We start from the raw sequence: 13,076 nt of genomic DNA on the forward strand, positions 1-13,076 counted from the left end.
CTACGCTGACCGGCCTCTTGCCAACCCCACCAACCCCAGTTCAGATCACCAAAGGACTCTCGTTATGGCTGGATGAGAAACGGGGGTCACGTCACCGGCCAATCCATACGCCGAGAAGAAGGCGGCATCCATTAGCAGGAACGCGGCGGTCATCTCGCTCGCATGGCCCCAATCCAGGAGGAGCGCAAAGTCGGCAAGCACGGCAACAAGCAAGGTAATCAAGGTGAACCGCCAGTACGAGCGACCCTTCCGGCCGATAAAAATCAGCGCGCTTGTAAGCCCGACGACGACGGAAAGGACAAACGCCGCAGCGTAGGTGAAATCCATGGTCATTGCCTCCAACGGGCGGCGCGACGTTAGGCGATCAAAGTTCAGCTAACCACCCCTCGCAGACATCCCGACTTCCGTTGCTCAGGCCGCCGCCCGCCTCAGCGTCACCAGCGCCTGATCAATCAGCCGTTCATCCCCGACGGCCAAAATCTGCCCGCTCCCGTCCGGCGCCTCCCCGCGCCAGTTGACCACCCGGCCGCCGGCGGCCTCGATCACCGGGACCAGGGCGGACCAGTCCCAGGGTTTCAGGCTGGTTTCGGCCACCAGGTCCATCCTGCCCGCCGCCACCATGGCGTAGGCGTAGGCGTCGCAGCCCAGGCGGGCCAGGCGGGCGGCGGCGCGGACCTGGGTCCAGGCGCCCAGTTCGGCGCCGTTGAAGATGTTCGGATCGGTGGTCGAGATGACGGCCTCGGTCAGATGCTCGCACGCCCGCACGGCCAAAGGCGTCTCGGTTTGGCCGCGCAGCAGCCGGGCGCCGGACGGGCCGCCGATGAAGATCTCGTCCAGATAGGGCTGGGCGATCACGCCCACGGTCGGTTTGCCGCCGGTGCGCAGGGCGATCAGGGTGGTCCACAGAGGCAGGCCCGAGATGAAGGCCCGCGTCCCATCGACGGGGTCCAGGATCCACACATGTTCGGCGTCCGGCCGGTCCTCGCCGTATTCCTCGCCGATGACGCCGTGGTCGGGATAGCGTTCGGCGATCAGGCGGCGGATCGCCGCCTCGGCCTGCTTGTCGGCCTCGGTCACGGGGTCGAACCCCTTGGCGCCGCCCTTGTCCTCATGGCCGATGTCGGAACGGAAGAAGGGCAGGGTGACGCGCGCGGCTGCGTGCGCCAGTTCCACGGCGAAGGATTCGAACTCGGTCATGCGCGGCTCTTAGAGCATGATCGGTCGGGACGGAACCGAAAGGGGCCCGGCTGAGGCGTCAGATCAGGCGGCGACGTCCTTTGAGTCGTGCAGCGACTTGGCCAGGTCCAGGAGGCGGCGGCGCGGCCGCTCTTCCAGCTGATAATAGGCCTGGATCAGATCCAGGGTCTCCTTGCGCGAGAAGACCTCCTGGGCCGTGGGCAGGCCGCCCTTGGTCTCCAGGGCTTCGGCGACGCCGTCGTAGAAATAGCTGACGGGCGTCTCCAGCGCCTGGGCCAGCTGCCACAGGCGGGCGGCCGAGATGCGGTTGGCGCCGCATTCGTATTTCTGAATCTGCTGGAAGCGGATGCCCACCTGCACGGCCAACTGCTGTTGCGTCAGCCCCAGCAGGCGACGGCGACGCCGCAGACGGCGGCCCAGGTGGAGATCGATGTCGGTGGCCATGGCCCCCAATTCCTCATCTGCAACCCGTCCCGAATTGGCACGGCTCGCCCGAAACCTCGCAATCGCCATGCCGGAATCGGGCTTCGCAAGGGCTGGCGGCCCCTGTCCGGGAATCGGGACGGGGTTGCGCAACCCGATCGGGGCGGACGCATTTAGTCGGCAGCTTGGCTTTTGAAGGAAGGGACCAAACTCATGGGCATTATCGCCTGGATCATCATCGGCATCGTCGCGGGCTGGCTCGCGGAACAGATCATGGGTCGTAACCACGGCCTGATCACCAATCTGATCGTCGGCGTCATCGGCGCCCTGATCGGCGGCTTCATCGCCGGCGCCCTGGGCATCAGCTGGGGCGGCTGGATCGGTTCGACCATCGTCGCCACCATCGGCGCCGTGATCCTTCTGTTCCTGTTGGGCCTGGTCAAGCGTCGCGCCTGACCCCCGACTTAAGGCAATATAAGACGAAGGGGCGGTTCGCAGGAACCGCCCCTTCTTTTTGTCCGGCTCGGATCACCGACACAGGAAAGGCGGCCGGCTGAGCCGACCGCCTTCCAGGATCAAGCCTTCAGAGGCTTGCCGCGATCAGCCCTGGGGACTGGTCGGCGGGGTCGTCGGATCGCTCGAGGTCGCGGGGTCCGTCGGTTCAGTCGGCGCCGGCTCGGCGGGCAGGGTCGGCGGCGTCGGTTCCGCCGCGTCGGGCGCAGTCGTCGGCTCGGGCGCGGTCGGGGACGTCATGGCGTCGTCAGCGGGCGGCGTCGTCGCGTCGGGGGTGGCGGAAGCCTCGCCCTCGATGGCGGCTGCGGCGTCGAACTCAGCCTTGGTGTAATCCACCTTAACGGCTTCGCCTTCCTGGCGAATGCCGTTCAGCGGCACGGCGCGAACCTGGCCGTCCGCGCCGCGGACAGTCAGCTCCTGAGCGCCCGAGGCGTTGGTCTGAACGCCTTCCAGCTTGCCCAGCTCGCCGTCAGGGCCTTGCACCGAGACGCCCGGCGTCAGTTGCAGGCTCTGTTGGCTCGAAGCTGCGGCCGCGGCGTCTGGAGAGGCCGGCGGGGTCGAGGCGGCGTCTTGGGCCAGGGCCGGCGCGGCGATCAGAAAGGCGGCGGCGGCGCTAGTCAGAAAAGCGGTCTTGATGTTCATGGGACTATACCCTCGTACAAGCGGGCCCGGCGCCCGCATCGACCAAACCCGCCGTGTTACGGATTGTTTCACGCGCCTCTAAATGACCTTGGACCCGCCCCGGTTGGACGAGTCTTGGTCTATGATGGGGCGGAAAAGGCGAATCGGGGGGCTCTGTGAGCCAGAAGAACATCTATGGGCCTCGGCTCGTGCGGCGGCTGCTCGGGCTGGCCTATGAGCTGACGCCCCAGGTTTTCGCCGTCCTCGCCTTCGGCGCGGGGGCGCTGATGCTGATCTCGGCGGTGACGCCCGAGTTCGACGAGCGGTTGCGCCTGCTGACGGGCGTCGTCTCGCCCATACTGATCGACCTGTCGCATTTCATGGCCAGCATCGCCGGCTTTATCCTGCTGTTGCTGTCGGCGGGCCTGTGGCGGCGCAGGCGCGGCGCCTATTGGGCCGCGATGGCGGCCCTGGCGGCGGGGGCGGTCTTTTCTCTGCTGAAGGGGCTGGACTGGCGGGAATCGATCGATCTGATCCTCGTGGCTGTCCTGCTGGTGCCGTGCCGTTCGGCCTTCAACCGGCGTTCGCGTCTCAGCGAGCCTCTGCGGCCGGGCTGGCTGCTGCTGTTGATCGCCGTGGTGATCTCCATGCTGTGGCTGGGGTTTTTCGCCTATCGGGACGTGGCCTATTCGGACGAACTGTGGTGGCGTTTCCTGGTCGATCGCCAGGCTTCCGGCTTCCTGCGGGCCGGGCTGATCCTGTCCCTGCTGACCCTGTTGGTCGCAGGCCGGTCTCTGCTCAGTTCGCCCGGCGCCGACAGCCACGGCCCGGCGTCGCGCGAGGAGATCGAACGCGCGCGTCAGGCGCTGGAGACGGCCGACGCCGCCGCCCCGGAAGCCTGGCTGGCCATGCTGGGCGACAAGGCCCTGCTGTTCAGCCCGTCGGGCCGCAGCTTCCTGGCCTATCGCGTGCGCGGGCGGCGCTGGATCGCCATGGGCGAACCCGCCGGCCTGATGGCGGAGCGGCAGGAGCTGCTCTGGGCCTTCGCCGAAATGGCCGACAGCTACGGCGGTTCGGCGGTCTTCTATTCCGTCGGCGACGACATATTGGGCGAACTGGCGACCATGGGCCTGGCCCTTCGCAAGGTCGGGGAGACGGCGGTGATCCGCACGGAAACCTTCACCACCGAGGGCAAGGGCAAGCAGAACCTCCGCACGGCCCTGAACCGGGCCGAGCGGGAAGGGGCGCGGTTCGAAGTCCTGCCGCCCGGGTCAGCCCGGCCTCTGGAGGCCGAACTGCGCGCCATTTCGGACGCCTGGCTGGCCATGCACAACGGGGCCGAAAAGGCCTTCTCTCTGGGCCGGTTCGACATCGACTATCTGGACCTGACGCCGCTGGCGGTGATGCGCGAGGGCGACCGGATCGTGGCCTTCGCCAATCTTCTGGTCACGCCGGGCGAGGCGGCGGTGGATCTGATGCGCTATACGCCCGACGCCCCGCACGGGGTCATGGACTATCTGTTCACCCGCTGCGTCCAATGGGCCAAGGCCGAGGGGATCGCCGAGTTCGACCTGGGCATGGCGCCCCTGGCGGGGCTGGAGGATCGCCGCATCGCCCCTGTCTTCGCGCGGGTGGGCGCCCTGGTGTTCGAAGAGGGCGGCGCCCTTTACGGCTTCCAGGGTCTGCGCAGCTACAAGGGCAAGTTCGGCCCCGAATGGAAGGCCCGTTTCATCGCCGCGCCAGTCCCCACGCCCCTGCCCCTGGCCCTGCTGGACGTGGCCCTGCTGACCAGCGGCGGCTGGCTGGGGATGTTGGGGCTCCGGCGGGCGCGCTGATCTCGACGTTCGGGGTCGAAGCCGTCATGGTGCGCCCATGTCGTTCAAAGCCCTCTTTTCACGCGCCCTGTCCCTGGCGCCTGAGCGCCTGCATTTCGCCGCCCACAGCCACCATCTGTGGCCTGACGCCTCATTCGAGGCGCAGCAGCAGGCCTGGCTCGACGCCAATCTGCACGCCGATCGCAAATGGGATCTGATCTTCGGCGAGGTCATTCCCCGGGCCCAGGCGGAGGTCGCGGCCGAACTGGGGCTTCCCGACCCGAACAGCCTGGTCTTCGCCCCCAACACTCACGATCTGCTGCTGCGGGTCTTTTCGGCGATCGAGCGCCGGCCCGTGCGGATCCTGTCGACGGACGGAGAGTTCCACTCGTTCCGTCGCCAGGCCGACCGGTGGGAGGAGGCGGGCCAGGCCGTCGTCACGCGCGTGCCCCTGGCCCCGTTCGAGACCTTTGCAGAGCGGTTCGCTGCGGCGGCCCAGGGCGGCGGCTACGACTGGATCGTCGTCAGCCATGTCTTCTTCCGCACCGGGGGGCTGTTCGACCGGATCGAGGCCCTGGCGGCGCTGGCCCGGCCGGAGGGCCCCTGGGTGCTGATCGACGGCTATCACGGCTTCATGGCCACGCCGACCGACCTGTCGGGCGTCGCGGACCGGGTCTTCTATGTCGCCGGCGGCTATAAGTACGCCATGGCGGGCGAGGGCGCCTGTTTCCTGCACGCGCCCGACGGTTTCGGCCCCAGGCCCGTCATCACCGGCTGGTTCGCCGAGTTCGGGGATCTGTCGGGGCCGCCCGGCGGGGTTCAGTATCGCTCGGACGGCGGCCGTTTCTGGGGGGCCACCTTCGACAGTTCGGCCCTGTACCGGTTCAACGCCGCCCGCGGGATGCTGAGCCAGGCGGGGCTGACGACGGAGGACGTCGCCGAAAACGGCCGGGCGCTGGCGTTGCAGTTCCAGGCGGCGGTCGGTGCGGGCGAGGCGGGTGTTTTCGGCGAGGCCGAGATTTTGAACCCCGTCGTCGGCGACGGGACGCGCGCCCGGTTCCTGGCCCTGCGTCATCCCAACGCCCAGGCGTGGCGCGCGACCCTGCTGGCGGCGGGGGTGGTGACGGACGTCCGCGACGACGTGATCCGCTTCGGCTTCGGCCTTTATCAGGACGCTGCGGACGTGGATCGGCTGATCGCGGCCTGCCGGGCGGTGTGAAGGCGGCTTGAAGGGGCGGGAGTCCGATCAGAAAAAGGTGCTGTCGTCCTGGGTCTTGGGCGTCGGCGCGGCGCGGGGCGGCGGCGTTCGGTCGGGGGCCTGCCCATTGGGGGCCGAACCCTGGGCGCCCGGCGTCGGCGCGCCAGGAGCCTGTGGAGCGGCTCCAGGCGGTGTGGCGGCCGGCGGAATGGCCGGCAGGTTCGGATAGGGCAGGGCGGAGGGATCCGAGCCCGGAGCGGGCGTTTCACCGCCGTAAGGCGCCGAGGCGGCGTCCGCATCGGGCGTGGCCGTCCCGACCCGATCCGGCGCGTTCAGGTCATCGCGGATGAACGGCCAGGCGCGGCTGTCGGCGCAGCCGCAGGCCTTCAGGAATCCGTCCCGATCCCGCCACAGCACCAGCGGATAGGTGATCTGCACGCCTGCGTCCTTCAGCAGTTCGGTCAGGCGGGCGTCGAACTGACGACTGGCCTCGACCACGGCGGCGCGGGCCAGATTGCCGTCGGCCGCCGGAATGCCGGCCGCCGTCCATTCTCGCGCGGGTGTCTGGATCCAGCGCTGGTACAGCGACCAGTCGCGGGTCAGCCACAGTTCGGCGACGGTGGCCCGTTCGGCCGCCGTGGACTGGGCTGCGCCTTCCCGGTCGGCCCGGGCGAACAGGATGATGCGGGGCTCCACCCCGGCCGCCTTCAGCTTGTCGATCTCTTCGCGGACGTAACGCTGGGTCGAGGCGCTGTCGCGATAGCCGATGACATAGAGGGGGTCGCCCCCGCCGCCGCCCGAGACCCAGGAAGCCTCGTCCAGCAGCTGCTGAATCTGGGCCTGATTGCGCGTGATGGTGACGGGCTGGAAGCGCGAATAGAAGTTCCAATAGGCCCAATAGCCCGTCCCGGCCAAAACCAGACCGACCAGGGCGGCCAGAACCGACCATATCAAGAAACGACGCATCAGGCGGGGTGCTCCAGCTTCACCGTTGGCACGGTTAACGCATAGCATCGAAAACCGTTGTCCGCTTCATTCACGCAGACCCAGATCGCCGAAATCTCAGGGTGACGTGCGCGCGCCACATCTGTCGGGCGCGCGGCCGCCGTCAATCAGGGCTGCCAGCCCGAGACCTGATCCGCCTCGCTGTCCCCGCCCAGGGCGCCCCGGGTCTTCTTCACCTCGGCCCAGGCGGCGCGCAGCAGGGCGGGCACGCCCTCGCCGGACACGCCCGACACCAGCATGGGCCGACGGCCCGCGACCGCCTCCAGGGCCGCCGCCTTTTCCTCGCGCTCTTCGGGCGTCAGGGCGTCGATCTTGTTCAAGGCCAGGATCTCGGCCTTGTCCGCCAGCCCTTCGCCATAGGCTTCAAGTTCGCCCCGGATGATGTGATAGGCCTGGACCACGTCCTCCTGCGTGCCGTCGATCAGATGGATCAGGCTGGCCGAGCGTTCGACATGGCCCAGGAAGCGGGTGCCCAGGCCCGCGCCTTCGCTGGCGCCCTCGATCAGGCCGGGGATGTCGGCGATGACGAACCGTTCGGTCGGCGACAGGTCCACCATGCCCAGATTAGGCGCCAGGGTGGTGAAGGGATAGTCGGCGATCTTGGGCTTGGCCGCGCTGGCCGCCGAAAGGAAGGTGGACTTGCCCGCGTTGGGCAGGCCCGCCAGGCCGATGTCGGCGATCAGTTTCAGCCTCAGCCAGACCCAACGCTCCTGGCCCTCCTGGCCGGGGTTGGCGTAGGCGGGCGCCTGGTTGGTCGGTCCCTTGAAGCGGACATTGCCCCAGCCGCCATTGCCCCCCTTCAGCAGCAGCTCGACCTTGCCGGGCGTATCCATGTCCAGCAGCACCGTCTCCTTGTCTTCGTCCAGCACCTGGGTGCCGACCGGCACCTTCAGGACCACGTCCTCGCCCTTGCCGCCGTGCATCTGGCGGCCCTGGCCGTGGTGGCCGGTCTGGGCCTTGAAATGCTGCTGGTAGCGATAGTCGATCAGGGTGTTCAGCCCCTCGACCGCCTCGATCCAGACGTCGCCGCCCTTGCCGCCGTCGCCGCCGTCGGGGCCGCCGTTGGGAATGAATTTCTCGCGTCGAAACGACACGGAGCCCGCGCCGCCGTTGCCGGAGCGGATATAGATCTTGGCCTGGTCGAGGAACTTCATCGCGGGCTTATGCCAAAAGACGACGGCGAATCACAGGCGCCATCAGTCCCTCTCCCGCTTGCGGGAGAGGTGGCCCGTCGATCGCGCAGCGATCAAGGGTCGGAGAGGGGAGTATCGCGACACTCCCCCCATCGTCAGGCGTGTCGCTGCGCGCCACGACCTGACACTTCCCCCGCAAGCGGGGGAAGGTCTCGGATCATCCCTTGGCCCAGACGCCGAACGGATCGCTCCAGTCCATGCCCAGAGCCTGGGCGACCGCCGGATAGGTGATCTCGCCCTTCAGAACGTTCAGGCCGCGCGCCAGGTGCGGGTCCTTCTTCAGCGCCTCCAGACCGTGATCCGCCAGGGCCAGGCCGAAGGGCAGGGTGGCGTTGTTCAGGGCTTCGGAACTGGTGCGGGGCGCGGCGCCGGGCATGTTGGCGACGCAATAGTGGACCACGCCGTCGATGACATAGGTCGGGTCTTCGTGGGTCGTCGCGTGCGAGGTCTCGAAACAGCCGCCCTGGTCGATGGCCACGTCGACCAGCACGGAGCCGGGCTTCATCTTGGCCAGATGTTCGCGCTTGACCAGTTTCGGCGCCGAGGCGCCGGGCACCAGGACGGCGCCGATCACCACATCGGCCTTGACGATTTCCTCTTCGATCGCGCCGATCGAGGAATAGCGGGTGATGACCCGGCCGTTGGTGACTTCGTCGATATAGGCCATGCGGGGGATCGAGCGCTCCAGCACCACCACCTCGGCGCCCAGGCCCATGGCCATCCGCGCTGCGTTCAGACCGACCACGCCGCCGCCCAGCACCAGCACGCGAGCCGGCGCCACGCCCGGCACGCCGCAGAACAGCAGACCCATGCCGCCGTTGTGCTTCAACAGGGTCTCTGCCGCCGAGAAGACGGCGATCCGACCGGCGACTTCGGACATGGGCGCCAGCAGCGGCAGGCCGCCGCGCGCATCGGTCACGGTCTCATAGGCCACGGCCGCGCATTTCGACGCCAGGAGGCCCTTGGTCTGTTCCGGATCCGGCGCCAGGTGCAGATAGGTGTAGAGGATCTGGTCCTCGCGCAGCATCTCCCACTCGACCTTCTGCGGCTCCTTGACCTTCACGATCATGTCGTTGTTGGCAAAGACGGTCGCCGCGTCGGGGACCAGGGTCGCGCCGGCCTTCTCGTAATCCGCATCGGTGAAGCCGGCGCCCAGGCCGGCGCCGGTCTGGACCGAGACCGAATGGCCGTGGGCCACATATTCGCGCACCGCCGTCGGCGTCAGGCCGACCCGGTGTTCGTTCTTCTTGATCTCGCTGGGAACGCCGACTCGCATGGGGCCTCTCCGTGATGGGTTCAAACCTCCGCCTCTCCTGGGCGGATCGCAGACGGCACATATAGCGCCGAGCCGAACGCAGAATCCTGTTCATTTCAGGGCCTGATCGCCGTACATGCGAATTTTCTGCGAAGAGGTTGGCCCATGAAGACCGTTTCCGCCGTCGAACTGGACGGAACCGACAGGAAGATGCTCCGTCTGCTGCAACAGGACGGCCGCATGACCAACGCCGACCTGGCCCGTCAGGTGGCCCTGTCCGAAAGCGCCTGCCTGCGCCGGCTGCGAGCGCTGGAAGCGGCCGGCGTGGTCGATCATTATGCGGCCGTGATCAGCGAACGGGCCGTGGGCCTGCCGATCAGCGTCTTCGTCACCGTCACCCTGTCGTCCCAGTCCGAGGCGGCGCTGAGCGCCTTCGAACAGGCGGTGGCGGCCGCGCCCGAGGTGATGGAATGCTATCTGATGACCGGCGGCGCCGACTATCTGCTGCGTCTGGTGGTGCGCGACGTCGATGATCTGGAACGGGTCCACGCCAAGACCCTGACGCGCCTGCCCGGCGTCCACCGGGTCTCGTCCAGCGTGGCCATGCGATCGGTGGTCAAGCGCGGGGTTCTGCCCATTTAGTTGCGGCCGTGCGGAAAACCCGTATGATGCAAGAGTGGAGGACGAACTACATTTCCAGTGGGATGACGGGAAGGCTCGATCCAACTTCGTCAAACACGGCGTCCGTTTCGAGGATGCGACCTATGTGTTCGATGATCCCTGGAGGCTCGAGGACTTCGATCAGTTCTCCAACGGCGAATACAGGAGCCTGTGCATCGGCCGTGTCGGAGAAACGGTGCTGGTCGTGGTCTACGCCGAACCTGAAGAGGCCGTGATCCGCACCATCTCCGCCCGAGCGGCGACCGCCCATGAAAGAAAGGCCTATGAAGCAAGTTTCCTTCACCCGTAATCGGGGACAGACGCCCGCGCTGGACGAAGGCGCGCTGCGTGACGCAGGCCGGCGGTCGGATGAGGTCCTAGCCGTCGGCGCCGTCTCCGACGCGGACAACCCGCCGGTGGATTCAGATCGCCTGATGCGGATGGCGGTGGCGCGCGAGGTGCGCCGGGTCAGAGAGGGGCTCGGCCTGAGCCAGCCTCAGTTCGCCGCCACCTATCGGATCGGCCTGGCGCGTCTGCGGGATTGGGAGCAGGCGCGGTCATCGCCGGATTTGCCGCTCTTGGCGTTTCTGCGGATGATCGATCAAGAACCCCAGAGGATCGCTCGGACGGTCGCCGAGGTGGAAACGACCTTCGACGCGGCTTGACCTCTATCTCAGCGCCAGGGTCACGGTCTTCACATCCACATATTCGTCTATGCCGTGGATCGAGCCCTCGCGGCCGTAGCCGGACTGTTTGACCCCGCCGAACGGGGCGACGGCGGTGGAGATCAGGCCGGTGTTGACCCCGCACATGCCCGCCTCGATGCGGCGGCTGAACCGCATGGCCCGATCCAGGTCGCGGGTGAACAGATAGGAGGCCAGGCCGAATTCGCTGGCGTTGGCCTTGTCCAGCGCCTCGGTCTCGGTGTCGAAGGCGAAGACCGGGATCATCGGACCGAACGTCTCTTCCTCGCGGAACAGGGCGTCGTCGCCGCCCAGGGTCACGGTCGGCTGGAAGAAGCGGCCGCCCAACTCATGACGCGATCCGCCGGTCAGAACCCGCCCGCCGTCGGCCCTCACCGCCGTCACATGTTTCTCGACCTTCTCGATCGCCTTGTCCTCGATCAGGGGACCGACCTTGACCCCCTCTTCGAAGGCTGCGCCCACCTTGATCTTCGCCACCTCGGCCGCCAGCTTCTCGGCATAGGCCTCGGCGACGGACCGCTCGACATAGACCCGGTTGGGGCAGACGCAGGTCTGGCCCGAGTTCCTGAACTTGCCCTTGATGGTCTCGGCGACGGCCAGGTCCAGATCGGCGTCGGCGAAGACGATCAGGGGGGCGGCCCCGCCCAGTTCCATCGACACCCGTTTCAAGGTCGGGGCGCACTGTTCGGCCAGCTTGCGGCCCACGCCGGTCGAGCCGGTGAAGGACAGTTTGCGGATCAGGGGGCTGTCCGTCAGCACCTTGCCGATCACGCTCGCCTCGCCCGTCACGATCGACAGGGCGCCGACCGGCAGGCCGGCCTGATAGGCGAGCTCGGCCAGGGCGATGGCCGTGAACGGGGTCTGGCTGGCTGGCTTGACCACGGCGGTGCATCCCGCTGCAAAGGCCGGTCCCAGTTTGCGCGTCAGCATGGCCGCCGGGAAGTTCCACGGGGTGATCAGGGCGCAGGGCCCCACCGCCTCGCGATAGGTCAGCAGCAGATGGCCCAGCGGGCTGTCTTGGGTCTCGCCGATCAGCCGCTCGGCCTCGCCGGCGAACCATTTGATGAAGCCGTTGGCGTAGGTCACCTCCCCCTTGGCCTCTTCGAAGGGCTTGCCGTTCTCCAGGGCCATCAGGGCGCCCAGGCCCTCGACATTGTCGTCGATCAAGGCCGCCCATCGGCGCAGGAAGGCCGCACGCCTGTGCGGATCGCCGCGCGACCAGTCGGGAAAGGCCTCGGCAGCGGCCTGGATCGCGGCGTCCGTCTCTGCGGCGCCCAGGTCGGGGACATGGCCGATCACCTCGCCCGTCGCGGGGTCGTCCACCGCAATGCCTGACCCGTTCGCCGGGATCGGCTCGCCGGCGATCAGGGCGTGCTGGCGCATCAGGGCGAGGCCGGCGTTCTTGGCGGTCTGGTTCACGATCAATCTCCTGAAGCTGTCCCGAAACGAACAAGGCCCCGACGAAGCGGGGCCTTGCAAGTCCGATGCGGCTCGCCTGTCGGGAAGGCGAGGCGGCGGCGGCTTAGTTCTTGGCGTCTTGGGCGGCGCCGGTCACGGCTTGGCCGGCGGCCTGGGTGTCGCGGCCCACGCCTTCGACGGTGTTGCAGGCGGCGGTGGTCAGGGCGGCGGCGGCGGCGACCAGGACAAAGATCTTACGCATGAGAAGGCTCCGGTTCAGCCGACATGGGAGTCTGTCGGTCTTGCCCTAGGAACGCGACGCCACGGCGGCGGTTCCCTCCGGCTTCAGGCCTTGTCGGCCGGGTCGGCGGGCGACAGGGCTTCGGGCGTGGCGAAGGTCATGCGGGCGATGGAGCCGCCGCCCGGCGCCTCCACGAACTCAGTCTCGCCCCGCAGCTGTTTGGCGAAGGCGCCCATCAGGGTCTGACCCACGCCCGCCTCGGCGGCGGCGGAGCCCCCCGGACCGTCGTCCTCGACTTCCAGAATGGACGTCTCGCCATAGACCCGGAAGCGGACCTTCAGCGCGCCGCCGCGACCGGCGAAGGCGTGCTTCTGCGCATTGTTGACGGCCTCGACCAGCCACAGGGCCAGGGGCGCCAGCTTGTCAGGATCGACATAGAGGGAATCGGCGTCCACCGAACTGACCACCACATGGCCGCGCACCGCCTCGCCGGCGATGAGCTGGCCCACCAGCTCGTTCAGGAAGTCGCGGGCGTCGGCGTGGCGGATGTCCTCGCTCTGGTACAGGGTGCGATAGATCAGGGCCAGGGCCGAAATCCGCTGGCGCGTGTCGCCCAGCGCCGCCTTGGCCGGGGCGTCGGTCAGGGCCCGCTGCTGCATCGACAGAAGCGAGGAGATGATCTGCAGATTGTTCTTCACCCTGTGGTGGATTTCGCGCATCAGCGCGTCCTTTTCGGCCAGGGAGGCGTTCAGCTCCCGGTCGCGCTGGGTGATGGCCTCGGCCATTTCGTCCAGGGTCCGAGCCATGACGCGGATTTCCGACGGGGCGTTCATGGCCTGGAGCGGCCGCACCGA

General features: G+C 67.9%; 16 protein-coding genes. 6 read left to right on the forward strand and 10 right to left on the reverse strand.

Annotated features, from left to right (window positions below; translation table 11 throughout):
* Nucleotides 1–45 precede the first annotated feature (45 nt).
* The 3 genes from GGQ93_RS15950 to GGQ93_RS15960 form a co-directional block, all read right to left on the reverse strand.
* The gene (locus GGQ93_RS15950; protein ID WP_183218352.1) at nt 46–327 is read right to left on the reverse strand and encodes a hypothetical protein; all 282 of its coding nucleotides are present in this window, start codon (nt 325–327) and stop codon (nt 46–48) included.
* An 84-nt stretch (nt 328–411) separates the two neighbouring features.
* Entirely contained in the window at nt 412–1,197 is a 786-nt protein-coding gene (hisN, locus tag GGQ93_RS15955; RefSeq protein WP_183218354.1) for a histidinol-phosphatase, read from the reverse strand.
* A 63-nt stretch (nt 1,198–1,260) separates the two neighbouring features.
* Nucleotides 1,261–1,641, reverse strand: a complete 381-nt coding sequence (locus GGQ93_RS15960) for a helix-turn-helix domain-containing protein (RefSeq protein ID WP_152948997.1) — start codon at nt 1,639–1,641, stop codon at nt 1,261–1,263.
* Between the two features lie 192 nt (nt 1,642–1,833).
* On the opposite strand from GGQ93_RS15960, the gene GGQ93_RS15965 reads away from it, so the two are divergent.
* The gene (locus GGQ93_RS15965; RefSeq protein ID WP_007442559.1) at nt 1,834–2,076 is read left to right on the forward strand and encodes a GlsB/YeaQ/YmgE family stress response membrane protein; all 243 of its coding nucleotides are present in this window, start codon (nt 1,834–1,836) and stop codon (nt 2,074–2,076) included.
* 144 nt (nt 2,077–2,220) lie between these two features.
* Here GGQ93_RS15965 and GGQ93_RS15970 read toward each other — a convergent pair whose 3' ends face one another.
* On the reverse strand, nt 2,221–2,775 hold the full coding sequence (locus tag GGQ93_RS15970; RefSeq protein WP_183218356.1) for a hypothetical protein: 555 nt from the start codon (nt 2,773–2,775) through the stop codon (nt 2,221–2,223).
* A gap of 155 nt (nt 2,776–2,930) precedes the next feature.
* Between GGQ93_RS15970 and GGQ93_RS15975 the strand changes: the two genes are divergently transcribed.
* Together GGQ93_RS15975 and GGQ93_RS15980 are read left to right on the forward strand one after the other, a co-directional pair.
* Nucleotides 2,931–4,589, forward strand: coding sequence for a GNAT family N-acetyltransferase (locus GGQ93_RS15975; RefSeq protein WP_183218358.1), 1,659 nt, complete (start codon nt 2,931–2,933; stop codon nt 4,587–4,589).
* Between the two features lie 37 nt (nt 4,590–4,626).
* Nucleotides 4,627–5,787: a kynureninase/PvdN C-terminal domain-containing protein gene (locus GGQ93_RS15980; RefSeq protein WP_183218360.1), complete on the forward strand. Its 1,161-nt coding sequence runs from the start codon at nt 4,627–4,629 to the stop codon at nt 5,785–5,787.
* Between the two features lie 27 nt (nt 5,788–5,814).
* Here GGQ93_RS15980 and GGQ93_RS15985 read toward each other — a convergent pair whose 3' ends face one another.
* From GGQ93_RS15985 to ald, 3 genes are all read right to left on the reverse strand, one after another.
* Complete coding sequence (locus tag GGQ93_RS15985) at nt 5,815–6,732, reverse strand: hypothetical protein (RefSeq protein WP_183218362.1); 918 nt, start codon at nt 6,730–6,732, stop codon at nt 5,815–5,817.
* A 146-nt stretch (nt 6,733–6,878) separates the two neighbouring features.
* Complete coding sequence (gene obgE, locus GGQ93_RS15990) at nt 6,879–7,925, reverse strand: GTPase ObgE (protein WP_183218364.1); 1,047 nt, start codon at nt 7,923–7,925, stop codon at nt 6,879–6,881.
* 196 nt (nt 7,926–8,121) lie between these two features.
* On the reverse strand, nt 8,122–9,240 hold the full coding sequence (ald, locus tag GGQ93_RS15995) for an alanine dehydrogenase (protein WP_183218366.1): 1,119 nt from the start codon (nt 9,238–9,240) through the stop codon (nt 8,122–8,124).
* Between the two features lie 144 nt (nt 9,241–9,384).
* On the opposite strand from ald, the gene GGQ93_RS16000 reads away from it, so the two are divergent.
* From GGQ93_RS16000 to GGQ93_RS16010, 3 genes are read left to right on the forward strand one after another with little or no spacing between them, the layout of a single operon-like run.
* Nucleotides 9,385–9,861, forward strand: coding sequence for an Lrp/AsnC family transcriptional regulator (locus GGQ93_RS16000; protein WP_054764061.1), 477 nt, complete (start codon nt 9,385–9,387; stop codon nt 9,859–9,861).
* Nucleotides 9,862–9,895: 34 nt separating this feature from the next.
* On the forward strand, nt 9,896–10,189 hold the full coding sequence (locus GGQ93_RS16005; RefSeq protein ID WP_183218368.1) for a BrnT family toxin: 294 nt from the start codon (nt 9,896–9,898) through the stop codon (nt 10,187–10,189).
* Nucleotides 10,164–10,544 carry a helix-turn-helix domain-containing protein gene (locus tag GGQ93_RS16010; RefSeq protein ID WP_054764059.1) on the forward strand — a complete coding sequence of 127 codons (381 nt, stop codon included), beginning with the start codon at nt 10,164–10,166 and terminating at the stop codon, nt 10,542–10,544. The genes GGQ93_RS16005 and GGQ93_RS16010 overlap by 26 nt, the downstream gene beginning before the upstream one ends.
* 3 nt (nt 10,545–10,547) lie before the next feature.
* Here the strand turns inward: GGQ93_RS16010 and GGQ93_RS16015 are convergent, their stop codons facing one another.
* From GGQ93_RS16015 to GGQ93_RS16025, 3 genes are all read right to left on the reverse strand, one after another.
* A complete protein-coding gene (locus GGQ93_RS16015; protein WP_183218370.1) occupies nt 10,548–12,002 on the reverse strand; it encodes an NAD-dependent succinate-semialdehyde dehydrogenase in 1,455 nt (484 codons plus the stop codon).
* A 103-nt stretch (nt 12,003–12,105) separates the two neighbouring features.
* Complete coding sequence (locus GGQ93_RS16020; protein WP_017505506.1) at nt 12,106–12,243, reverse strand: entericidin A/B family lipoprotein; 138 nt, start codon at nt 12,241–12,243, stop codon at nt 12,106–12,108.
* A gap of 83 nt (nt 12,244–12,326) precedes the next feature.
* On the reverse strand, nt 12,327–13,076 hold a 750-nt coding region (locus tag GGQ93_RS16025), incomplete at its 5' end, for a sensor histidine kinase (RefSeq protein ID WP_183218372.1).

Source organism: Brevundimonas aurantiaca (assembly GCF_014199955.1).
GTDB lineage: Bacteria > Pseudomonadota > Alphaproteobacteria > Caulobacterales > Caulobacteraceae > Brevundimonas > Brevundimonas aurantiaca.